At 69.6% G+C, this 20264-nt stretch carries 23 protein-coding genes and 1 tRNA gene; 9 read left to right on the forward strand and 15 right to left on the reverse strand.

Annotation, left to right across the window (positions count from 1 at the left end; genetic code table 11):
- Nucleotides 1-62: 62 nt before the first annotated feature.
- Nucleotides 63-135, forward strand: a tRNA-Ala gene (locus IWX63_RS09970).
- 90 nt (nt 136-225) lie between these two features.
- Here the strand turns inward: IWX63_RS09970 and IWX63_RS09975 are convergent.
- The 5 genes from IWX63_RS09975 to IWX63_RS09995 all read right to left on the reverse strand — a co-directional run bounded on the left by IWX63_RS09975 (nt 226) and on the right by IWX63_RS09995 (nt 4431).
- The gene (locus IWX63_RS09975; protein ID WP_199278009.1) at nt 226-687 is read right to left on the reverse strand and encodes a DUF5684 domain-containing protein; all 462 of its coding nucleotides are present in this window, start codon (nt 685-687) and stop codon (nt 226-228) included.
- A 108-nt stretch (nt 688-795) separates the two neighbouring features.
- The gene (locus IWX63_RS09980; RefSeq protein WP_199278010.1) at nt 796-1065 is read right to left on the reverse strand and encodes a hypothetical protein; all 270 of its coding nucleotides are present in this window, start codon (nt 1063-1065) and stop codon (nt 796-798) included.
- 77 nt (nt 1066-1142) lie between these two features.
- On the reverse strand, nt 1143-2465 hold the full coding sequence (locus tag IWX63_RS09985; protein ID WP_199278011.1) for an alpha-amylase family glycosyl hydrolase: 1323 nt from the start codon (nt 2463-2465) through the stop codon (nt 1143-1145).
- 208 nt (nt 2466-2673) lie between these two features.
- Nucleotides 2674-2994 carry a hypothetical protein gene (locus tag IWX63_RS09990; RefSeq protein ID WP_199278012.1) on the reverse strand — a complete coding sequence of 107 codons (321 nt, stop codon included), beginning with the start codon at nt 2992-2994 and terminating at the stop codon, nt 2674-2676.
- A gap of 147 nt (nt 2995-3141) precedes the next feature.
- On the reverse strand, nt 3142-4431 hold the full coding sequence (locus IWX63_RS09995; RefSeq protein ID WP_199278013.1) for an alpha-hydroxy acid oxidase: 1290 nt from the start codon (nt 4429-4431) through the stop codon (nt 3142-3144).
- Between the two features lie 115 nt (nt 4432-4546).
- Between IWX63_RS09995 and IWX63_RS10000 the strand changes: the two genes are divergently transcribed.
- The 3 genes from IWX63_RS10000 to IWX63_RS10010 are packed head-to-tail and all read left to right on the forward strand — an operon-like array spanning nt 4547 to nt 6265.
- The gene (locus tag IWX63_RS10000) at nt 4547-5287 is read left to right on the forward strand and encodes a FadR/GntR family transcriptional regulator (RefSeq protein WP_199278014.1); all 741 of its coding nucleotides are present in this window, start codon (nt 4547-4549) and stop codon (nt 5285-5287) included.
- A 55-nt stretch (nt 5288-5342) separates the two neighbouring features.
- Nucleotides 5343-5750 carry a hypothetical protein gene (locus tag IWX63_RS10005; RefSeq protein WP_199278015.1) on the forward strand — a complete coding sequence of 136 codons (408 nt, stop codon included), beginning with the start codon at nt 5343-5345 and terminating at the stop codon, nt 5748-5750.
- Nucleotides 5747-6265, forward strand: coding sequence for a mycothiol transferase (locus IWX63_RS10010; protein WP_199278016.1), 519 nt, complete (start codon nt 5747-5749; stop codon nt 6263-6265). Before IWX63_RS10005 ends, IWX63_RS10010 begins: the two co-directional genes overlap by 4 nt.
- Here the strand turns inward: IWX63_RS10010 and IWX63_RS10015 are convergent.
- Complete coding sequence (locus IWX63_RS10015; protein ID WP_199278017.1) at nt 6262-6924, reverse strand: alpha-ketoglutarate-dependent dioxygenase AlkB family protein; 663 nt, start codon at nt 6922-6924, stop codon at nt 6262-6264. The two genes, IWX63_RS10010 and IWX63_RS10015, sit on opposite strands and share 4 nt — an antisense overlap.
- Nucleotides 6925-7113: 189 nt before the next feature.
- On the opposite strand from IWX63_RS10015, the gene IWX63_RS10020 reads away from it, so the two are divergent.
- Nucleotides 7114-8679, forward strand: a complete 1566-nt coding sequence (locus IWX63_RS10020; protein ID WP_334685779.1) for a glycosyltransferase — start codon at nt 7114-7116, stop codon at nt 8677-8679.
- Nucleotides 8680-8910 (forward strand): hypothetical protein, encoded by a 231-nt coding sequence (locus IWX63_RS10025; protein ID WP_334685780.1) that lies wholly within the window; start codon nt 8680-8682, stop codon nt 8908-8910.
- On the opposite strand, the gene IWX63_RS10030 is transcribed toward IWX63_RS10025, so the two are convergent.
- Nucleotides 8889-9755, reverse strand: a complete 867-nt coding sequence (locus IWX63_RS10030) for a DUF1684 domain-containing protein (protein WP_334685781.1) — start codon at nt 9753-9755, stop codon at nt 8889-8891. The two genes, IWX63_RS10025 and IWX63_RS10030, sit on opposite strands and share 22 nt — an antisense overlap.
- 139 nt (nt 9756-9894) lie before the next feature.
- Here IWX63_RS10030 and ppk2 point away from each other — a divergent pair, with 139 nt between their 5' ends.
- Nucleotides 9895-10845 carry a polyphosphate kinase 2 gene (ppk2, locus tag IWX63_RS10035; RefSeq protein WP_199278019.1) on the forward strand — a complete coding sequence of 317 codons (951 nt, stop codon included), beginning with the start codon at nt 9895-9897 and terminating at the stop codon, nt 10843-10845.
- Nucleotides 10846-10875: 30 nt separating this feature from the next.
- Here the strand turns inward: ppk2 and IWX63_RS10040 are convergent, their stop codons facing one another.
- From IWX63_RS10040 to IWX63_RS10060, 5 genes are all read right to left on the reverse strand, one after another.
- Entirely contained in the window at nt 10876-11298 is a 423-nt protein-coding gene (locus tag IWX63_RS10040; RefSeq protein ID WP_199278020.1) for a DUF4190 domain-containing protein, read from the reverse strand.
- Between the two features lie 85 nt (nt 11299-11383).
- The gene (locus IWX63_RS10045) at nt 11384-12883 is read right to left on the reverse strand and encodes an APC family permease (protein ID WP_199278021.1); all 1500 of its coding nucleotides are present in this window, start codon (nt 12881-12883) and stop codon (nt 11384-11386) included.
- Nucleotides 12884-13021: 138 nt separating this feature from the next.
- Nucleotides 13022-14482, reverse strand: a complete 1461-nt coding sequence (locus IWX63_RS10050; RefSeq protein WP_199278022.1) for an amino acid permease — start codon at nt 14480-14482, stop codon at nt 13022-13024.
- 103 nt (nt 14483-14585) lie between these two features.
- A complete protein-coding gene (locus IWX63_RS10055; protein WP_199278023.1) occupies nt 14586-15212 on the reverse strand; it encodes a TetR/AcrR family transcriptional regulator in 627 nt (208 codons plus the stop codon).
- Nucleotides 15196-15990 carry a phosphatase PAP2 family protein gene (locus IWX63_RS10060; protein ID WP_199278024.1) on the reverse strand — a complete coding sequence of 265 codons (795 nt, stop codon included), beginning with the start codon at nt 15988-15990 and terminating at the stop codon, nt 15196-15198. The genes IWX63_RS10055 and IWX63_RS10060 overlap by 17 nt, the downstream gene beginning before the upstream one ends.
- Nucleotides 15991-16104: 114 nt before the next feature.
- Between IWX63_RS10060 and IWX63_RS10065 the strand changes: the two genes are divergently transcribed.
- On the forward strand, nt 16105-16767 hold the full coding sequence (locus IWX63_RS10065) for a pyridoxine/pyridoxamine 5'-phosphate oxidase (protein ID WP_334685782.1): 663 nt from the start codon (nt 16105-16107) through the stop codon (nt 16765-16767).
- A 21-nt stretch (nt 16768-16788) separates the two neighbouring features.
- On the opposite strand, the gene IWX63_RS10070 is transcribed toward IWX63_RS10065, so the two are convergent.
- Both IWX63_RS10070 and IWX63_RS10075 read right to left on the reverse strand, forming a co-directional pair.
- The gene (locus IWX63_RS10070) at nt 16789-17565 is read right to left on the reverse strand and encodes a sulfite exporter TauE/SafE family protein (RefSeq protein ID WP_334685783.1); all 777 of its coding nucleotides are present in this window, start codon (nt 17563-17565) and stop codon (nt 16789-16791) included.
- Nucleotides 17566-17622: 57 nt separating this feature from the next.
- Complete coding sequence (locus tag IWX63_RS10075; protein WP_199278025.1) at nt 17623-18378, reverse strand: aldo/keto reductase; 756 nt, start codon at nt 18376-18378, stop codon at nt 17623-17625.
- Nucleotides 18379-18596: 218 nt separating this feature from the next.
- Between IWX63_RS10075 and IWX63_RS10080 the strand changes: the two genes are divergently transcribed.
- Nucleotides 18597-19514, forward strand: coding sequence for an alpha/beta hydrolase (locus tag IWX63_RS10080; RefSeq protein WP_199278026.1), 918 nt, complete (start codon nt 18597-18599; stop codon nt 19512-19514).
- Nucleotides 19515-19563: 49 nt separating this feature from the next.
- Here the strand turns inward: IWX63_RS10080 and IWX63_RS10085 are convergent, their stop codons facing one another.
- A complete protein-coding gene (locus IWX63_RS10085) occupies nt 19564-19893 on the reverse strand; it encodes a hypothetical protein (RefSeq protein ID WP_199278027.1) in 330 nt (109 codons plus the stop codon).
- Between the last annotated feature and the right edge of the window lie 371 nt (nt 19894-20264).

Below are 20264 nucleotides of genomic sequence, written 5' to 3' on the forward strand. Positions count from 1 at the left end.
CCTCGCGCTTTGGGTGTAGCGGGAACTCTTGGGTACAGTGTTGGTGTCCGGAAGTAGTACCCGGGGCTTTAGCTCAGTTGGTAGAGCGTTTCGTTCGCAATGAAAAGGTCAGGGGTTCGATTCCCCTAAGCTCCACAGTTTCCGCACGGATGAAGCGAGGCCCCTGTCACCAGGGGCCTCGCTTTTGTCGTAGGTCGGGGAGGCCCGGGGATCCGGGCCGGCAGGTCAGGACTGGTACTGGCCGGTCTTGTAGGAGCCGACGGCGTCGTGGCCCTGCTGGGGGGCCTGGCCGAGCGGGTGGCGGGCCGCCTCGCGGCCGAGGTAGCGGGCCGACCCGTAGGACAGGACGAAGAACATGATCGTGAAGAAGAAGACCATCAGGATGACCGTGCCGATGCCCTTGCCGAAGACCTTGGCGACGTTGATGGCGAGGAGCACCCCCACCACGATCTGCACGACGGGGATGAACGTCAGGAGGACGAGCCACGGCGACAGCCCCGAGATACGCAGCAGGACGATGATGTTGTAGACAGGGACGAACGCGGCCCAGGCGGGCTCGCCGGCCTTCTTGAACATCCCCATCAGTGCGAAGCCGAGGATCACGATGCCGATCACGATGCCGATGAAGCCTCCGATGGCGGCGGCCCCGGCAGCAGCGGGATCAGTCGTGGTGGTCGTGGTGGTCATCGCCGGGATCATGCCTGAGGCAAGGGCGGAGGTCAATGTCATAAAGCGAACAGTATCGCGGTTTTAATGAATTCGTGACAACCCGCCCGAACCTGTCTCCCGCGTCCCCTACTCCGCCTCGGGGGGCTTCCTGGTCCAGGGCCTCGCCGCGACGATCCGGCTGAGCGGCCCGAGCCAGGACATCACCACGAGGAGGGTGAAGGTGCTGCTCAGGGAGGAGCCCAAACTCGTGGACGGGAAGAGCTGATGGACGCCCACGAGGACTGCAGCTACGAGGAGTACCTTCTTGACGGCGCTGAGCACATGCCACGGGACGGGACGCGGCCAGGGCGTGAAATCGGCCGTATCGGTGCTTCCGGGCTGCGCGTCCCAGCTCATCTGACCCTCCCTGCAGCATGGCGTGTGACTCCATTATCCACATGCGCGCGCCGATGTCGGCCTATGCGGGACGTGCCTCAGCCGAGGACGGCCCAGCCCCGCGGCGGCACGAGCGCAGAGTCCGAGCCTGCGTCGACCGCGGCCTGTCCGGCGAGGACGGAGGATGCCCCGGCGGCCCCTATCCGCTGCGCCTCGTGCGTGAGGTTCAGCATCACGACGAGCGCGTCGGAGCCGTGCTCGCTGCGGTATGCGAGCACCTCGTTGGACAGGAGGAGCACGCGGGTCGTCGCCCGGTGCAGCCAGGCGTGCCGGCGGCGCAGCCCGATGAGTTCATGGTGCAGGGCGAAGACGGGTCGGCCGATCGGGGAGAGGTCCTCCGGCGAGGGCGGGAAGAGCGGGCGGACGTCGTCGTCGCCTCCCGCGCGATCCGCCTTGATGCCGCGGTAGCCCTGTTCGTCCCCGTAGTACACCGAAGGTGTCCCGCCGACCGTGAAGAGGATGACCGCGGCGTGCTGCACGAGGGCCGGGTCCTCGAGCCTGCTCGCGATGCGGGTGACGTCGTGGTTCCCGATGAAGGTCAGCGGAGCGAACGTGGTGAGGAGCGCGTCATGGCGCTCGAGGGCTGCGGCGAGTTCGTAGAAGTTCGCATCGTTCAGCGAGCTCCAGATAGCCTTCCACAGCTCGTACTGCGTGGTGGAATCGATCCCGCCGGTCCGGACTGCCGCCGCGTAGTCCCCGTGGATGTATTCACCGACGAAGTAGGCGTTCGGATAGGACGACCGTACGCGCCGGGTCACACCGGCCCAGAAGGACGACGGCGCGGCGTAGGCGGCGTCGAGCCTCCAGCCGTCCGCGCCGCGCTCGAGCCAGTACTCCATGACCTCGACGACGAAGTCCGCGACGGCGGGCTCCTCGTGGTTCAGCGCCACCAGGTGGTGGTGGCCCTCGAAATCGCGGTATCCGGGTTCGGCACCGGGCCCGGAGCCGTCGGGCCACTCGAGGGAGAACCAGGCGGCGGTCGGGGCGTCCGGCCCCTGTGCGAGAACCTGCTGGAACGGTGCGAAGGAGCGGCCGGTGTGGTTGAAGACGCCGTCGAGGATGATGCGCAGTCCGCGCGTGCGCGCTTCCGTGACCAGGGTGTCGAAGTCCCCGAGCGTGCCCAGCCGGGGATCGATCGCGAGGTAGTCGGTGGTGTCGTAGCCGTGTGTCTCGGAGCAGAAGACGGGGCCGAGGGCCAGTCCCGATGCACCCAGCTCCACGGCGTAGTCGAGCCAGGGGATCAGGTCGAGCAGGCGGTGCGCCGCGGCGGGGTGGGGGGTGGCGGACTTCTCTGCGCCCACGAAGCCGAGGGGGTACACCTGCCACCAGATCGCGTGCTGGACCCATCCGGGTTCGTTCATGGAGCCGGCCTTCCCGTCTGCTTGCGCCCTCTGGTGGGGCAGCGCCCCGGCTGAAGCCGGTGCGTTGACCAGCCTACGTCGACCGGTTCACGGGTAGTGCGGGAAGCCGCCTCCACGGCGATCCCTGCTACTGGACTCGGGTGCTGCACCCGCCCTATCGGGCACCGGATCCCTCCCGGGGCGTCGTTCCCCGTCCAGCGGGCGGTCCTCAGGAGGCCTTCTCCCCGTACCACCAGTGCTGGTCCTCGCGCGGTGCCTGCCCGGCGACGGGCAGGGCCACGACGACCGCGCCTCGGCGGGGGTGCGTGAGGAGCATCCGTATCACCGCGAGCAGCGCGGCAGGGATGGACACGAGGATGACGACGGCGAGGGCGTACAGTGCGAGGGCCGCATGGACCGGCGAGTGGTGGAGGCCATCGAGGAGGGTTCCGCTGCCGAGCCACAGCCACAGCCAGAAGAGGCCGATCACATAGAGCAGGGACCGGGCACGCCTGTAACGCAACGGATGGTGCACCCGCCTACGTTCCATCTTCTTCTCCCCGGACCGACGCCTCGGGTCCGCCCAGGGCAGGACCACTGGAGCAAAGAATAGATCGGAATCCGGCCTCTCCCGGGATTCGATATCGAAATGAGATGTATCGGGGTCCGGGTGCCTGGAACGGGCCCGCGGCGGCAGCTACAGGGTCATCGAGGCCTTCGGCAGATCGGCGTCGGCGGGTGCCTCGCCGAGCAGCCGCACGTGGTCGGGGTTGAGGTCGGAGACCCTGTTCACGCCCAGGAGCTGCATGGTGCGTGCCGTCTGCGAGCCGAGGATCTCGATGGTGCGGTCCACGCCCTTGCGGCCGCCGGCCATGAGTCCGTAGAGGTAGGCCCGGCCGATCAGGGTGAAGTCGGCGCCGAGCGCCATCGCGGCGACGATGTCCCCGCCACTCATGATGCCCGTGTCGAGGATGATCGCCGTCTTGCCCTTCAGCTCGGCGGCGACGCGCGGCAGCAGGTGCAGCGGGATGGGCGCGCGGTCCAGCTGGCGCCCGCCGTGGTTGGACAGGATGATGCCGTCGGCGCCGTGGTCCACCGCCCTCTTGGCGTCGTCGAGCGTCTGGATGCCCTTGACCACCAGGTTGCCCTTCCACACGCTGCGCAGCCAGTCGAGGTCCTCGAACGTGAGCGTGGGGTCGAACATCGAGTTGATGAGGTCCGCCACCGTGCCGGAGTAGCGCGAGAGGGAGGCGAAGGACAGCGGCTCGTGGGTGAGGAAGTTGAACCACCAGGCGGGTCGGTAGGAGGCGTCGACGACGGTCTTCAGGGTCAGCGCCGGCGGGATGGTCATCCCGTTCCGGACGTCCCGGAGCCGGGCCCCGGCGACGGCGGTGTCCACCGTGACCATGAGGGTGTCGTTGCCCGCGGCGGCGGCGCGGGCGATGAGCTCCATGGAACGGTCCCGATCCGTCCAGAGGTACAGCTGGAACCAGTTGCGTCCGTCCGGTGCCGCCTGCGCCACGTCCTCGATGGAGGCCGTGCCCATGGTCGAGAGGGTATAGGGGATGCCGGCTGCCGCGGCCGCCCGGGAGCCGGCGTACTCGCCCTCGGACTGCATCATGCGGGTGAAGCCGGTCGGGGCGATGCCGAACGGCAGTGCGGAGTCCCGGCCGAGGATCGGCGTGACCGTGCTGACCGTCTCCACGTTCCGCAGGATGCCCGGCCGGAACTCGACGCCGAGGAACGCCTGGCGTGCGCGCCCCAGGGAGATCTCGGCCTCCGCCGCGCCGTCCGTGTAGTCGAAGGGCGCGGTGGGGGTGCGCCGCTTGGCCAGGTCGCGGAGATCCCAGACGGTGTTGGCCCGCTGGAGGCGCCCTGCGGCACCGAACTCCGGCTTCTTGAACTGCATGAGTGGTGCGAGGTCCGCGACCTTGGGGATCCGGCGCCTCAGGGCGGGGGGAACGGATGCATTCGGGGGTGTCTGCATGGTCTGCCTTTGCTCGTCGTCGGGCCGCGGCTCACCCACGGTCCGCGACCGCCGGGTGAGGTCAGACCACAGATCCTACGGTCTGTGGTCTGACCACACAAGCTATGCTGGCGGCATGCGCAATCACCAGGTGGTCTCGGCGTGGCTCGAACAGGAACTCGCGGCGGGCCGGCTGGCCATCGGGTCACGCCTGCCGGGGGAGCGCGCGATGGCGGAGCAGCTCAACATCTCCCGCGCCTCCGTGCGCGAGGGCACCCGCGTCCTGGAGGCGCTCGGCGTCGTCCGCGCCGGGGTGGGCTCCGGTCCGCAGGCCGGGACCGTCATCACCGGCAATCCCGCGCTGGCCCTGGACTCCGCGCTGCGGCTCCACGTCGCGAGCACGCACCTGCCCGTCAAGGACGTCGTCGAGACGCGGCTGCTGCTCGAGACGTGGGCGGCGTCCCACGCCTCCCCGGAGTCGCCCGCCCTGACGCGCGCGGCGCTCCTCCTCGACGAGATGGACCGGCACGACGACGGCCCCGACGGTTTCCTGGAGCGCGACTCGCTCTTCCACGTGGCGCTCGCGGAAGCGGCCGGCAATGTGCTGATCGGCGCCATGATGGGATCGCTCCGCGGATCGATCGCCGCGTACACGCAGCGGCTCACCGCCGGCCTCCCGGACTGGGGCACCACCTCGGACCGCCTCCGGACGGAGCACCGCGCCATCCTGGCGGCGGTGATGGCCGGACGCGGCGGGACGGCCGCGGACCTGGTCCGCGATCATATCGAGGGCTTCTACCGGGAGGCGGGCATCCACCACGATGCAAGCGGTTCCTCCCGGCACGAGTTGCTTTCCATCACGATGCCGGACACCTAGACTTCAGGGAACTGGTCGAGCAGCGGGCCATGGACCCACGGACGTGGAGCAGGCCATGGAATATTTCCCGCACATCCTCGAACACCCCATCACGTATCCGGACGGACCGGCACCTGTCCGGGCGAAGCGGCGCGCCCATCTCCCCGGCCTCCTCCTCGGCGCGGATCCCGACGTCCCGGATGATCTCCGGGCGGTGTCGACCCGCCAGCTGCGATTCCTCTGCAACCACACGTACCAGCTCCTCGACCTGGACCGTCCGTCCCCCGAGGCCCGGGAGCGCTATGACGCCGTCGTCGAGGAGCTCGAGCGGCGTGAAGCCCACGCGGAGCTGTCGGCGGACGCGGAGGATCCGCGGGCGAGGTTCCGCGACGCCGCGCTGGTCCTGCCGCTCATACCGGCCCGGCTGCGCCGACGGCTCCGCCTGCCCGGGACCGCCCACGCGGCAGGGCAGGATCGCCGGTGACGTCCGTCGAGGTCCTCACCGAAGCCTTCGGCCGGCTGCCGGATCTCGTGCGTGGCGCCGTGCGCGGCCTCGATGCCGGCCAGCTGGGCCTCCGCCCGGGCGGGTCCGCGAACTCGATCGCCTGGCTGGTCTGGCACCTCACACGCGTCGAGGACAGCCACTTCGCCGAGGCGTTCGGCCACGACCAGGTGTGGCTGGCGGACGGTTTCGCCGACCGCTGGGACCTGGCGCTGGACCGTGGAGACACCGGCTACGGGCATTCAGGAGAGCAGGTCGACGCTGTGCGCGTGGCGTCGGCGCAGCACCTGCTGGACTACTTCGACGCGGTCCACCAGCTCTCCCGGAGCCTCGTGGCGGACCTCGCCGAGGAGGACCTGCACCGGGTGGTCGACGAGCGGTGGGATCCGCCGGTCACTCTGCTCGTCCGGCTCGTCAGCGTGCTGGACGACGCCGTGCAGCATGCCGGGCAGGCCGCGTACGCGCGGGGGATGATCCTCGCCGACCGGCGGCCCTAGCCCAGGCCCGTCTGCCGCAGGGTGATGTTGAGCCGCCCCTCGAAGCCGATACCGGCCGGTGCGGTCCCGGGAAGGGTCCGCAGGACGCCGTGATAGGCGAAGCGCGAGGGTCCGCCGAAGACGAAGAGATCGCCGGAGTCGAGCTGCACGTCCTGCCATGGGCGGTTCCGGCTCTCCGTGTTGCCGAACCGGAACACACACGCCGCTCCGAGGCTGAGGGAGACGACCGGCGCGCTGATCCGCTCCTCGCGGTCCTGGTGCATGCCCATCCGGGCCGTGTCGTCGTAGTAATTCACCAGGGCGGCGTCGGGCTCGTAGGAGGACCCCGCCTCCTCGCCGTAGGCGGCCGCCACGGCGTCGCGCCCCAGCGTGCGTAGCACCTCCGGAAAGGGAGCGACGGCGGCGCCCCCGACGTCGTCCGCCGTGCGGCTGTAACGGTACGGCAGCCAGTGCCAGCCGAGGCTCACGCTCTTCACGGACATCACGCCGCCGTTCGGCATGGTCACCGCGCGCATCGGGACGGGCCCGCTCGCCCAGGTGCGGCAGAGCTCCACCAGGCGGCGCTGCCGGTCGGGGTCCAGCCAGTCGGGGACGTGCACGGCGCCGGGCGCGAGCTGCCGCCGCGGGCGCGGAATCAGGGCGTCGAACGGATCGGTCACCCCACCATTGTGCTCCGGCCCGCGTCGGGTGCCCCGCGGCCGTCCTCGGGGTGCCCGGGGAAGCCACGCCGTTTGTTGAACCAATCTTCGGTCCCCGCTCAGGCCTGCAACGAGGACGGGGCGACAGACTCGGACCCGGAAGCCGGCACCGTGCGGCGCCGCGCCGAGTCCTCGAGGAGAACGACACAGATGACGACTGCATCATGCCCGCCCGCGGGTGACGCGACGGGGGACGCCGGCCACGCGACGGCGGCGACGGGGGCGACGGGGGGTCCGGGAGACGCCGGGACCACGGGGCCCGGGGCCGAGTACGCGCGGCGTGGCCGGTTCGACCGCGTGGTGGGCCTGGTCATCGCGGGCATCGTGAGCGTCGCGGCGGCGCTCCTGTGGCTCGCCGTCGCGGCGAACGGCCAGGATTCGACGATCGCCGACTCCCAGGACGTCGTGATCGGCATCTGGCGCGTCCTCTACAACGCCGATGCGCCGGACACCAGCATCATCCTCGCGGCCATCGCCCTCGCTCTGCTGGCGGCCGCCGGGCTGGCCCTGCTGGAGCAGCGCATCGTCACCACGTCGCGCCGCTCGATGAACCCGCACCACCAGCCGTTGGCGCCCAAGGTCATCATGGAGGCCACCCGCGGTGAGTTCGCCGGCCCCGTCACCGTGACGGTGCTGATCCCCGCGCACAACGAGGAAGCCTCCCTCCCGCACACCATCGCCTCGCTGCAGGGCCAGTCGCACCGGCCCGAGCGGATCATCGTCGTCGCCGACAATTGCACCGACGCCACCGTCCGCCTGGCACGTGAGGCGGGGGTGGAGGTTATCGAATCCGTGGACAACACGGACAAGAAGGCCGGCGCGCTGAACCAGGCCCTCACGGTCGTCCTGCCGGGGCAGCGCGACAACGACGTCGTCATGGTCATGGATGCCGATACGCAGCTCGACGACGGTTTCCTCGCCAACGCGGTGCAGCGGTTCGTCGCGGACCGCGCGCTCATGGCCGTGGGCGGGCTGTTCTACGGCGAACAGGGCCACGGACTGATCGGCCAGTTCCAGCGCAACGAGTACATCCGGTACGCCCGCCAGATGCGGCGTCGCCGGGGCCGCGTGTTCGTGCTCACCGGCACCGCGTCACTCTTCCGGCCCGTCGCTCTCCGCACCGTCGCCGCCAGCCGCAACCGCACGATCCCCGGCGCCTCCGGCGACGTCTACGACACGGCGGCCCTGACCGAGGACAACGAGCTGACGATCGCGCTGAAGTCACTGGGCGGACTCATGATCTCCCCGCAGGAGTGCACGGTGGTCACGGAACTCATGCCGTCCTGGCGGACGCTCTGGAACCAGCGCCTCCGCTGGCAGCGCGGCGCCCTCGAGAACATCGGGGCCTACGGCATCACCCCCACCACCATGCGTTACTGGGCGCAGCAACTCGGCATCGGCTACGGCGTGATCGCGCTCAGCGCCTACCTGGCCCTGATCCTCCTCACCATCGTGTCCCTCGAGACCTGGATCTGGTTCCCGTTCTGGCTGGGGCTCGGGTTGCTCTTCACCGCGGAGCGGGTCCTCGGCGCGTGGAGGGGCGGCTGGAAGGCGCGCCTGCTCGCCGCCACGGTCCTCCCGGAGCTGCTCTTCGACATGGTCCTCAACCTCGTGTACGTCAAGGGCATCATCGACATCTCCTTCGGCCGCCAGGCCAACTGGAAACACCTCTCCCACACCGCCCCCTCGGGCGAGCTCGAACCCCAGGAGGCCTGAGTGATCCCCACCGCAGCAGGACCTGTCGTGCGGGGTGGACTGCTCCTGCCCGAGTCAGTCCTCCACAGCAGCATGTTCGCCGTCCTGGCCGCGTTCGTCGCGATCAACACCGTCATCTACGCCTCCCTGGCGCTGGCGAACATCCTGCCGAAGATCTACCCCACGGACTGGGTGACCGATCGGAACCGCCGGATCGAGACCAGGAGCATCTACCCCGACACCGAGGCCTGAGACGCGACCGGAACGCCTGCCGGTCTCTTCTCCCCCGCCTCGATGGGAGCGTCGACGACGTTCGCGACGACCGGTGCCGGGCAGGTCCCGTAGAGCGTGAAGGCGCTCGGATAGTTGATCGCCCGGTTGAAGTCCAGGACGACCACGCCATCCGGCCGGGGCCGGCGCGTGGTCACCTTCCGCCAGGGCGCGGTGGTGATGCCGTTGGTCCTGTCGTGGAAGGTGATCGAGAGCGACCCGGACGCGTCCTGGGCGGCGCGGAGCCGGAACCGGCGGTGGTCGCCGGGAAGGGGGAAGACCACCTCGCCGACCGTCGGGTGCGTTCCCGGCACGTCCGGGTGCGCGGTGGCGATCGGCTCGTGCAGGGTCTCCCCGTACGGCTCGAACCGTCCCTCCACCACGAGGTCGGGCCGGTAGTCGAAGGTCGGCACGCCGGTGAAGCCGGTGAGCGTGGGTGAGGAGGCATCCCGGGTCCGGACGGCGTAGCGGCCCGCGCGCCGCGCGAGTTCGACGACGACGCGGCGCCCGTCCTCTCCGCCGTACGCCACCCACAGGAGCGATTCCTCGTCGTCGAGGGTCGCCGTGATGGTCCCCTCCGGAATCCTGCCGCCCGCGGGATCGGTCAGGTCGGTCAGGTCGATCAGGCCGTCCGACGCCCGCACGGTCAGGTGTGCTGCGTCGCCCGTGGAGGACCAGAGTCCGGGCACGATGTCGACCTGCGCCGGCTGCCCGCCGAGCCACTGGAAGGACGTCAGGGTCAGCCATCCGTGCTCCTCGGCCAGGGCCGCCTCGCGGGCGTCCCGGAAGCGGAGCCAGCGTTCCTCGGGGGTCGGGACGTGGGTCACGGGTGCTCCTCGCTCGGCGGGTGGGTCGTGGGCTGTAACCCCTCCGGGGCGCAGGGGATTCCCCGGCACCATATCTCCCCGGGCCTTTCTCTGAGAGGATGGGCATCCGCGCGGCACGGTCGAACCCGGAGGACCAAGGATGAGTTCAGGAAAAGCAACCGCCGGCGATGCTGTGCTCGACGGAGCCCCCGCCCTCGACGCACCGGCCATCCCGGTCCCGAATCCCCATGCGGAGGATGACGCCCCCATGTTCCTGCCGCACCCGGACCAGCCGACGTGGCGCGAGGACTACCCGTACAAGAAGCGCATGACGGAGCGTGAGTACCAGCAGGCGAAGAGGGACCTCCAGATCGAACTGCTCAAGATGCAGGGGTGGGTCAGGGCGAACCAGGCCAAGGTCGCGCTGGTGTTCGAGGGGCGCGACGCCGCCGGCAAGGGCGGGACCATCAAGCGCTTCATGGAGAACCTGAACCCCCGCGGAGCGAGGATCGTCGCCCTGGACAAGCCGAGCGACAAGGAGAAGACGCAGTGGTACTTCCAGCGCTACGTCTCCACGCTCCCGTCGGGCGGCGAGATCGTGCTGTTCGACCGCTCCTGGTACAACCGGGCGGGGGTCGAGCGTGTCATGGGGTTCTGCTCGCCCACGGAGTATCTCGAATTCATGCGGCAGGCGCCGGAATTCGAGCGCATGCTCGTCCGCAGCGACACGCATCTCACCAAGTTCTGGTTCTCGGTGTCGCAGGCGGAACAGCGGCGCCGCTTCGCCAAGCGCCACACGGACCCTGTGCGCCGCTGGAAGCTCAGCCCGATGGACCTGCAGTCCCTCGACAAGTGGGACGAGTACACGGCGGCCAAGGAGGCGATGTTCTTCTACACGAACACGGCCGATGCCCCGTGGACGGTCATCAAGAGCAATGACAAGAAGCGGGCCCGGATCGAGGCGATGCGCTACATCCTGTCCGTCCTCGACTACGACGAGAAGGACCACGACGTGGTCGGTACACCCGATCCGCTGATCGTCGGGACCGGACCGCACTCGCGCGTGTTCGAAGCGGGAGAGCAGTCCACCCACCTGTTCCCCACGCTCTGACGGGGCCGACCGCCCCGGCGTCGGCGGGGGTCAGCTGCCGAAGCCGGCCGTGGCGCCGAATCCCACGATGATGAGGACGAAGAACAGGATGCCGGACAGGATCGCGAGCGCGTAGAGGGCCGTGACGATCCAGCCGAGGACCTTCCCCGCGGTCGCGGGAACACCGAGGCGTTCCGCCTTGCGGGCCTGCCAGATGGCGAGCGGCCCGAGGATGATGCCCGCCACGAAGAACCCCACGAGACCGAGGATCAGGGAGAGCTGGGCCGCCTTCTCACCCTCCATCGTCTGGTACGAGGACTGGTAGAGGCCCGACGGATAGCTGCCGGTCGGCTGGTAGGGGCTGCTGCCCGGCTGGTTCGGCGGGTAGCCGCCGGCATTGCCGTAGGCGCCGCCGTCGTACGGATTCTTGTGGCCGGGGGAGGGGAGTTCACTGGGATAGGGATCCTGGGACATCGTGGTTCTCCTGATCGGCTCGGCGGGTCCCCGACGACGCTACCCCGGGGACACCATCATCCCGCGTCAGGGGCGACGGCGCACCTCACACGGACGCGGGATCCTTTGCGTCCGCGCGCTGCCGCGCCCCGAGGCGTGAATGCCGGTGTCCGTAGGCGAAATAGATGGCGAAGCCGATGACGAGCCACCCCGCGAAGAACACCCAGGTGATGGTGGCGAGGTTGAACATCAGGTAGAGGCAGAGCAGGGCCGACGCGATCGGGATGACCTTGCCGAACGGGACGCGGAAGGCCGGCCTCAGGTCCGGGCGCTTGCGGCGCAGGACGATGATCCCGAGGCTCACGGTGATGAAGGCGGCGAGAGTGCCGATGTTGATCATCTCGGCAAGGACCTCCACCTGGGTGAACCCGGCGAGCAGGGCGACGACGACACCGCAGAGCACCTGGGTCCGTGCCGGGGTCCCGTGCTTGTCCGAGGTGCGACTGAGGGCGCGCGGCAGCAGTCCGTCCCGGCTGAGCGCGAAGATCACGCGTGCCAGGCCCATCAGCAGCACTATGATGACGGTGGTCAGTCCGATGAGGCTGCCCACCGAGATGACGCCCGCGGCCCAGTCCGCGCCGACCAGCTGGAACGCGGTGGCGAGCGACGGCGCGCCGGAGGCCCCGAGGTCGGTGTAGGGGACCATCCCGGTCACGACCAGCGTCACCAGGATGTACAGGACGCTGACGACGGCGAGCCCGGCGAAGATGCCGCGGGGAAGGGTGCGGCTCGGGTTCTTGACCTCCTCGGCGGAGGTGGCGACGACGTCGAACCCGATGAACGCGAAGAAGACCAGCGCTGCGCCCGAGATGATGCCGGTGAAGCCGAAGGCGGCGGGCGTGGCCCCGCTGAGGAAGGAGAGGAAGGGCTGTTCGGCCCAGCCGGCGCCGCCGTCCGTCACGGGCTCGGAGGCCGGGACGAACGGTGTGTAGTTCTCGGGGTCGACGTAGAAGAAGCCGACGACGATCACGAACAGCACGATGCCGATCTTGATGATCGTGAGGACGCTGTTGACCCGGGCGGAGAGCTTGGTGCCCCAGACCAGGACGGCGGTGAAGACCGCGACGATCAGCAGCGGCCCCCAGGCGAGGTCGAGCCCCAGCAGGCCGACCTGCGCGGGGACGTCGAGGTCGAGGGCGCTGAAGAGGTCCGAGAGGTACACGCCCCAGAACTTCGCGATGACGGCGGCGGCCATGAGTAGTTCGAGGATCAGGTTCCAGCCGATGATCCAGGCGATCAGCTCACCCATCGTGGCGTAGGTGAAGACGTAGGCGCTGCCCGCGACGGGCAGTGCCGTGGCGAACTCGGCGTAGCACATGATTGCGAGGGCGCACGTGATCGCGGCGAGGACGAAGGAGATGGTCACTGCGGGTCCGGCGTTGAAGGCGGCAGCCTGCGCGCCCACCGAGAAGATGCCGGCGCCGACCGCGACGGCGACCCCCATGATCATGAGGTCCCACGTGGTGAGGGACCGCTTGAGGCCGTGCCCCTTCTCGTCGGAGTCCTTGATCGACTGCTCGATGGACTTGGTCCGGAAGAGGTCCATGAGGGCTGGTCCTTCAGTGGTGGGGATGGTGGGTTCCTGGTCGCGGGGGAGGCCGCGGCCCCTGTCGAGGATAGGAGCCGGAGGGGCCCGCCGCACGTTCGTGACGCGGACGGCGGGCCCCTGCCGGCCCTGCGGAGCCTAGGCCTGCCGCTTCAGGAGGGCGTGGCGCGGGCTGTCCGGGTTCATGAGCGAGTGCTTCCTGCCGTAGAAGAAGTAGATGACGAGGCCGATCACGAGCCACACGCCGAAGCGCACCCACGTCTCCCAGTGCAGTTGCAGCATCAGGAACAGCGATGCGATGACGCCGAACGCCGGGACGATCGGCATCAGCGGCAGCTTGAACGTGCGGGGCACCTCGGGACGCGTGCGCCGCAGCACGATCACCGCGATGCAGACGACGACGAACGCCGCGAGGATGCCGATATTGGTGAGGTCGGCGACGGCGCGGATCGGGAACACCCCGGCGAGGAGGGCCGAGGCGATCCCGGCGATCCAGGTGACGCGCTGCGGCGTGCCGTTGCTGTCCGTCGTCGAGAACCAGGCCGGCAGGAGTCCGTCGCGGCTCATCGAGAACCAGACGCGGGTGACGCCGAGGAGGAAGGTCAGCATGACGGTCAGGATGGAGATCACGGCGAACGCCGAGATGATCGTCGCGACGACGGGGAGCCCGACGGACTGGAAGGCGGAGGCGAAGCCCGCGGTCGGGCTGATGTCCTTGTAGTTCTGCATGCCGGTGAGGACGAGGGTCGCCAGGACGTACAGGATCATCGCGATCAGGAGGGACAGGAGGATGGCCTTCGGCATGTGCTTCTTGCCGTCCTTGGCTTCCTCGGCGGCAGTGCTCATGGCGTCGTAGCCGAACACGGCGAAGAAGACGGTGGCGGCCCCGGCGAACACGGCACCGAAACCCGACGGGACGAACGGCGAGTAGTTCTCGGCGTCCACGTAGAAGAAGCCCAGGCCCACGATGCCGAGGATGAGCAGGATCTTCAGGCCCACCGCGACGAGCTCGAACCGGCCGAAGGTCTTGGTGCCGCGGCTGAGGATGAAGGTGACGAGCAGGCAGACCGCGATGGCGGGGAGGTTGACCAGTCCGCCCTCGATCGTGTCCGGCGTCCCCTGCATCCAGGTGGGTACGTCGATGCCGATGCCGGACATGAACTCGGTGAAGTATCCCGAGATGCCGATGGCCACGACGGCCACGATGGCGATGTACTCGAGGAGCAGGTCCCAGCCGATGAACCAGCCTATGATCTCGCCGAGCGCCACATAGCCGTAGGTATAGGCGGAGCCCGCGCGGGGGATCATCCCGGCGAATTCGGCGTAGGACAGGGCGGCGGCCGCGCTGGCCAGGCCCGCGACGAGGAACGAGATCAGGACGGCCGGGCCCACGGGCTCGCCGTCCGGGCCACCGTTCGCGACGAGTCCGGCGAGCGTGAAGATCCCGACGCCGATGATGCCGCCGACGCCGATCGCGGTCAGCTGCCAGAGGCCGAGGCTCTTGAACAGGCTCGAGCGCCCCGTCTCGTCCTCGAGGTTGTCGATCGGTTTGCGCCGCAAGACCGATTGCGAGCCGTGCGGGGCTGATGTGTCCGACATGGTCGTCCGTTCCTAAAGGGGGTGCTCGTGTGCACCCCCCAGTATGAAGCGGGCCGTTGGTGAGCGGAAATCATTATTCTTGACCGGAATTGGTCAGTTCTGCTTATCCTTTGCCGGCCGACCTGCGGCGGAGGCCGTCCATGACGAGGCCGAGGTACCGCTCGAAGCCCGCGCCCCGACCCGACGAGGCGGCCGTCCCGGTCTCAGGGGGCAGCGAGCCCAGCATGCGGATGAGCACCAGCACGTCGTTCCCGGTGAGGTCCGCCCGCCCGCCGTCGCGCGTGAGGCGTGCGGCGAGATCCTCCGCGGCCGGAGCGATCCGCTGCCGCAGCATCGCGAGCCCTGCGGACACGAAGCCGTGGTCGTGCAGGAGTTCCCGCAGCCCGCGGTCCTCGAGCTGCATACGTGCGGCCGAGCCGATGAAGAGGCGCGCGGCCGCCCACGCATCCTCGAGTGCGAGGGCCTCGGACACCGTCGCGTCGACGTCCGTCACGCGCTGTTCCAGGATGGCCTCGATGAGGGTGCGGCGGTCGGGGAACCTGCGGTACACGGTCCCCACACCCACGCCGGCCTCGCGGGCGATGTCCTCGAAACTGCACTCGGCGCCGTGGACGGCGAACATGCGCCGGGCGGCGGCGAGGACCACCTCGCGATTGTGCCGGGCGTCCCGCCGGAGCGGCCGCACGGCGGGCAGCGGGCCGGCGTCGGGCTGCTCAGGTGGGGGCGCCACGGGTGGCCGTCCGGTGCACGCGGAAGGTCAGGAAGAGCCGATGGGCCGTGATGACGACGGCGAGCCAGGCGACTCCGAGCGTCCAGGCGACCAGGACGTCCGTGAGCCAGTGGTGGCCGAGGTAGACCCGGCTGAGGCCCATGGTGACGGCGAAGACGACGGCGAGCGCGACGGTCAGCGCGCGGGTGCGCTTGCGCTGTTGCCGCAGGAGGAGCAGGTACGCGACGATGCCTGCGATGACGACGGCGTTGAGGGAGTGTCCGCTGGGGAACGACGGCGAGGACTCGTAGGGAGGGACCGCGAGGTCGATGGGCGGACGCAGGCGCCCGATCGCGTCCTTGCCGGCGACCGTCATGAGCAGGGAGCCGAACGCCGCGGCCGGCAGCAGGATCACCGGTGTCCACGAGCGGCGGCGGACGGCGAGCAGCACCATGACCGAGACGGCCAGGATGGGCATGCCGATCGGCCCGCCGATGTTGGTGTAGCCGGTGACGAAGGCGTCGAACCAGCCCTCGCGCAGCGACACGGCGAGGTCCAGGGCCGGCTGGTCCAGGGCCGCGACGCCGTCGGCCTCCACCACCGATTCGTACACCTCGGCCGACGCCGCGGTGAGGGCTGCGGCCACCCCGCCGCCGATCGCGATGAGGAGCAGCAGGGCAGCGTGCGGGCCGGCCCAGCGGGCGAGAGGGCGGACGCACCGGACGAGGAATCGGCCCACCGGCGATGTCCACCGGGTGAGGTCTCGTGGTCCGACGTATTGGTCCTGGTGCGCTGGCATCCACCGACTCTATGCTGCGACCCCGAGGAACGGCAGCCCGGGCCCGGGCCCGCGACGCCGGGTTGCGCGGGCGCCCGGCGGGGACTCTCCGGGCACGAGGGCTAGGCTGGCCGCATGAGCGATCCAGGCATGATCCGCGACATCATTCGCGGCGTTCAGGTGTTCCCCGACGAGATGCCGCCCTTCGATCCGGCGGCAGCCCCCGATTCCCCGATCCCCCTGTTCGTCGAATGGCTGCAGCGGGCGGTCCAGGACGGCGTCGCGGCCCCCCACGCACTCAACCTCGCGACGGTGGGGGAGGACGGCCTGCCGGATGCGCGCGTCGTGATCCTCAAGGACCTGACGCCCTCCGGGTGGCAGGTGGCCTCCAGCAGCGACAGTCCGAAGGGCCGGCAGCTGGCCGGGAATCCCTCCGCCGCTCTGACCTTCTTCTGGCCCGAGGCCGGCCGCCAGGTGCGGATCCGCGGTCCGGTCTCCACCGGGACCACGCAGGAGAACGACGCCGATTTCCAGCGCCGCCACCCGGTGGCCCGCGCCCTGGTGCTGGCCGGGAGCCAGAGCACGGTGGTGCGCAGCAGGGACGACGTCGACACCGCGGTGGCGGAGCAGGTGCGCCGCATCGAGGCGGTGGACGGCCTCGCGTCGGCCACCTGGACGATCTTCACGGTGACGCCCGACACCGTCGAGTTCTGGCAGGCCGACCAGGAACGGCGCCACACCCGCCTGTTGTACAGCCGGTCCGGTGAGGACTGGCGCCGGGAGATGCTCTGGCCCTAGGGCTGCCCGGCCGATAGCGCGTCAGCCGAAGAAGACGATCCGGATCAGCGCGACGCTGCCGATCAGGAGGATCGTGGCGCGGAGCGCGAGCGGGGAGAGCCTGCGCCCCACACGCGCGCCGACCAGGCCGCCGAGGGTAGCGCCCACAGCGATGACGAGGACGACCGTCCAGTCGATGGACTCCCAGGCGAAGGCCATGAAGGTGGCGGCGGCGACGGCGTTGACGGCCGTGGTCAGGACGTTCTTGATGGCGTTGATCCGCTGGAGGCTCTCGATCATCACCATGCTCATCAGCCCGACGATCAGGATGCCTTGCGCGGCACCGAAGTAGCCGCCGTAGATCCCGAGGACCCCGATGCCCGCGAGCAGCAGCAGGGAGCGACGCCGCGACGACTCGGCGTCGGGGGCGGCCTCGAGGGCCTTCGCGGCCGCGGCGCGCTGGACGCGCGGTGCGAGCGCCACCATGGCCAGGCCGATGATGATCAGGACGGGCACGATCGCCCGGAAGGCCTCCGGCGGCAGGACCAGGAGCAGGAGTGCGCCGGCCAGGCCGCCGAGGGCCGAGAGCGGCAGCAGCCGCAGGAGGAGCCTCCTGTTGGCGGCGACCTCCCGGCGGTAGCCCCACGAGCCGGAGAGACCGCCGCCCACGAGGCCGATGTTGTTGGAGATGTTCGCGACGATCGGCGGGTAGCCGAAGAGCAGCAGGGTGGGGAACGTGACCAGGGTGCCCGACCCCACGACGACGTTGATCATGCCCGCCCAGAACCCGGCGATGAGGATGACGACGATCTCGAGCACGCGCTGGATGTCCTTCCGGGGTTGTCAGGGAATTGCGGTGGGAGGCGGAGCGTCGGGTCAGTGACCGAACTCGTCCGAGTCGACGACGTCGGCCCGGCAGGAGTCGAGCGTGTGGACGGCCGCCAGTTCCGCCCCGGAGAGCTCGACGTCGAAGATGTCGAGGTTCTGCGCCAGCCGTTCGGGGTTGGCGGATTTCGGGATGGCGACCATGCCCTGCTGCACGTGCCATCGGAGCACCACCTGCGCGGGTGTCCGGCCGTGAGCCTCGGCGATCGCGACGACGGCAGGTTCGTCGAGCAGCCCGCTGCCCTGCCCCAGCGGGCTCCAGGACTGGGTCACGATGCCGTGCTCGTCGTGGAACGCGCGTTCCGCGATGCGCGGTCGCTGGGGATCGAGCTGGATCTGGTTCACGTCGGGGATGATGCCGGCGTCGATGACCTGCTGCAGGTGCGCCGGCTTGTAGTTCGAGGTGCCCACCGCGCGCACCAGACCCTGCTCCACCAGCGCGGCGATGCCCTCGACCGCTTCGACGTGGCGGCCCTGGTCCGGATTGGGCCAGTGGACCAGCAACAGGTCGACGTACTCGAGGCCCAGCAGGCCGGCGCTGGTCTCGAAGGCGCGCAGGACGCCGTCGCGGCTGGGGTGTTCACGATTGAACTTCGTGGTGACGAACAGTTCCTCCCGCGGGATGCCGGAGCGGCGGATCCCCTCGCCGACGCCCGACTCGTTCCGGTAGTTCTCCGCCGTATCGATCAACCGGTAGCCGGTCCGGATGGCGAGATCCACGGTGTCGGCCGCCTCGGCGTCGTCCATCGGCCACGTGCCGAGGCCGAGGAGGGGGGGGGGTGGGCGCCGCTACGGAGCTCGACGGTGGGGGCGAGTGCGATGGGAGTACTCCTGCTGGAAGATGACGGGTCGGCACCAGCCTGTCCCGCGCCGGACCCCCCGGTCAAACGGCATCGGTCAGGCAGTCCCGTGATCGGGATATCCTGTCACTCCCCGAGGCGCGGAGCGCCGGAGAGAGGCGTGCCATGCTCCATCGCATTCCGACCGTCTGTGCGGCGGTCGCACTCATCGTCACGCCCCTCTGGCTGTTCGGGACGAATCCGGCCGTCGCGCGTGCCCATCCCCTGCTTCCGGGACTCCTCGTGGCATCCATCGTGCTGGGCCTCGTGCTCTCCTGGCTCACCGCCCGTACCTGGCGGCGTCCGCCGCGTCCGGGCCGTCGCCGTCCCGTCCTCGCGTCCCTCGCAGCGCTGCTCGCCATCGGTTCCATGGCCGCCCTCGCGTGGGTTGCACCGTTCCCCGCCATGGATGGGGAAGGGACCGTGGTCCGGGAATTCGGGCTCGCCGGCGTGGACTACGAGGAGGACGCGACGTCGATCACGCTCACGCCGGTGACAGGTTCCTCCCACGGGCTCGTCTTCTACCCCGGCGCCCGCGTGGAGGCGCTCGCCTATGTCCCGGTGCTGGCGAGGGTGGCGCAGGAGGGCACCACCGTCGTCGTCCTGAAGGAACCGCTCGGCATCTCGCTGCTGCATTCCCGCCAGGCCCGGTCGGCGATGGACGCGAACCCCGGTATCCCCGTGTGGGCGGTCGGCGGGCATTCCCTCGGGGGAGTGTCGGCGTCGATCGTCGCTTCGGAGGCCGACGACGTCGACGGCCTCGTGCTGTGGGCGTCCTACCCGTTGGGAGACCTGTCCGGCAGTGACCTGGAGGTCATCTCGGTCAGCGGCTCGGAGGACGGTCTGACCACGCGCGCCGATATCGAGGCATCCCGTGCCCGGCTACCGTCCGGGACGCTCTTCACCGAGGTCCCGGGGGCGGTCCACGCCTTCTTCGGCGACTACGGCGATCAGCCCGGTGACGGTGTGGCGACGACAGGCCGACCGGAGGCCCAGGAGGCCATCGTCGAGGCCACGGTGCAGTTCATGGCGTCCCTCGAGTAGGTTTCCGAGCCCGGCAGCAGCCTCGACCGGCGCCGTGGTGCGGCCAGGACTACGTCAGGTGCCGGTCGAGCGCGCTGTTCCCGCGGACGGCCGGGGCCGTCGACAGGAAGGGTGCAGCAGGCACGGCGGAGGGGGTGCGGCTGTAGGACGCACGCGGCGGGAAACCCGGCGTGCCGCTCGCGAGAAGGTCGTCGATGAGTTCGTTCACGGCCTGGGCGATGCAGTCGCGTTCCTCGGGGGGCAGAGGCAGGAGGCCATGGAGGTAGGCATCCATCTCGAGCTCGTCGAAGAAACCACCGGAATTGAGATAGTGCAGATACACCTCGTGGAGCGTCAGCGAGGATTCCGTCATGGCCGTACAGGCGGTCTGAGGCTGCAAGGCGGGCTCCTCAAGTCCAGGGTCATCCGGACGGGGGCTGCCGGTCCTCCTGCCACGATAGCCCGCTGCGTCTCGGGGTGGGCGTGGCAGCCCCTCAAGTTTCACTCAAGCCTGTACCCGCAGCTGCCGGCCCGGTCGGGGAGGAATGTGACAACCGTCCGATGTCGCATCGGGTCCGGACACGGTATAGTTGTCGCAGGGCCTAGCAGCGGGCCATTGAACCACCATCGTGGAGCTGACCGTGCATCCTTCTTCGTTTGCCGATTACCGTACCCAGACAGCACAGGCTGTCGATCCCCAGCAGTTCGGTCCGGCCACACCCCCCCAGGGCCCCGGAGCGGCCCGTGCGGATGACGCCGGCTTTCCCGATG

Origin of the sequence: Arthrobacter sp. CAN_A2 (assembly GCF_015752045.1) — a bacterium.
In the GTDB taxonomy this organism is placed as follows: Bacteria; Actinomycetota; Actinomycetes; order Actinomycetales; family Micrococcaceae; genus Arthrobacter_D.

What these genes read in the sequence shown, in the direction of transcription:
- IWX63_RS09975 (WP_199278009.1), bottom strand. Translation starts at nt 687, where the DNA reads ATGACCACCACGACCACCACGACTGATCCCGCTGCTGCCGGGGCCGCC.
- IWX63_RS09980 (WP_199278010.1), bottom strand. Translation starts at nt 1,065, where the DNA reads ATGAGCTGGGACGCGCAGCCCGGAAGCACCGATACGGCCGATTTCACG.
- IWX63_RS09985 (WP_199278011.1), bottom strand. Translation starts at nt 2,465, where the DNA reads ATGAACGAACCCGGATGGGTCCAGCACGCGATCTGGTGGCAGGTGTAC.
- IWX63_RS09990 (WP_199278012.1), bottom strand. Translation starts at nt 2,994, where the DNA reads ATGGAACGTAGGCGGGTGCACCATCCGTTGCGTTACAGGCGTGCCCGG.
- IWX63_RS09995 (WP_199278013.1), bottom strand. Translation starts at nt 4,431, where the DNA reads ATGCAGACACCCCCGAATGCATCCGTTCCCCCCGCCCTGAGGCGCCGG.
- IWX63_RS10000 (WP_199278014.1), top strand. Translation starts at nt 4,547, where the DNA reads ATGCGCAATCACCAGGTGGTCTCGGCGTGGCTCGAACAGGAACTCGCG.
- IWX63_RS10005 (WP_199278015.1), top strand. Translation starts at nt 5,343, where the DNA reads ATGGAATATTTCCCGCACATCCTCGAACACCCCATCACGTATCCGGAC.
- IWX63_RS10020 (WP_334685779.1), top strand. Translation starts at nt 7,114, where the DNA reads ATGACGACTGCATCATGCCCGCCCGCGGGTGACGCGACGGGGGACGCC.
- ppk2 (WP_199278019.1), top strand. Translation starts at nt 9,895, where the DNA reads ATGAGTTCAGGAAAAGCAACCGCCGGCGATGCTGTGCTCGACGGAGCC.
- IWX63_RS10040 (WP_199278020.1), bottom strand. Translation starts at nt 11,298, where the DNA reads ATGTCCCAGGATCCCTATCCCAGTGAACTCCCCTCCCCCGGCCACAAG.
- IWX63_RS10045 (WP_199278021.1), bottom strand. Translation starts at nt 12,883, where the DNA reads ATGGACCTCTTCCGGACCAAGTCCATCGAGCAGTCGATCAAGGACTCC.
- IWX63_RS10050 (WP_199278022.1), bottom strand. Translation starts at nt 14,482, where the DNA reads ATGTCGGACACATCAGCCCCGCACGGCTCGCAATCGGTCTTGCGGCGC.
- IWX63_RS10060 (WP_199278024.1), bottom strand. Translation starts at nt 15,990, where the DNA reads ATGCCAGCGCACCAGGACCAATACGTCGGACCACGAGACCTCACCCGG.
- IWX63_RS10065 (WP_334685782.1), top strand. Translation starts at nt 16,105, where the DNA reads ATGAGCGATCCAGGCATGATCCGCGACATCATTCGCGGCGTTCAGGTG.
- IWX63_RS10075 (WP_199278025.1), bottom strand. Translation starts at nt 18,378, where the DNA reads ATGGACGACGCCGAGGCGGCCGACACCGTGGATCTCGCCATCCGGACC.
- IWX63_RS10080 (WP_199278026.1), top strand. Translation starts at nt 18,597, where the DNA reads ATGCTCCATCGCATTCCGACCGTCTGTGCGGCGGTCGCACTCATCGTC.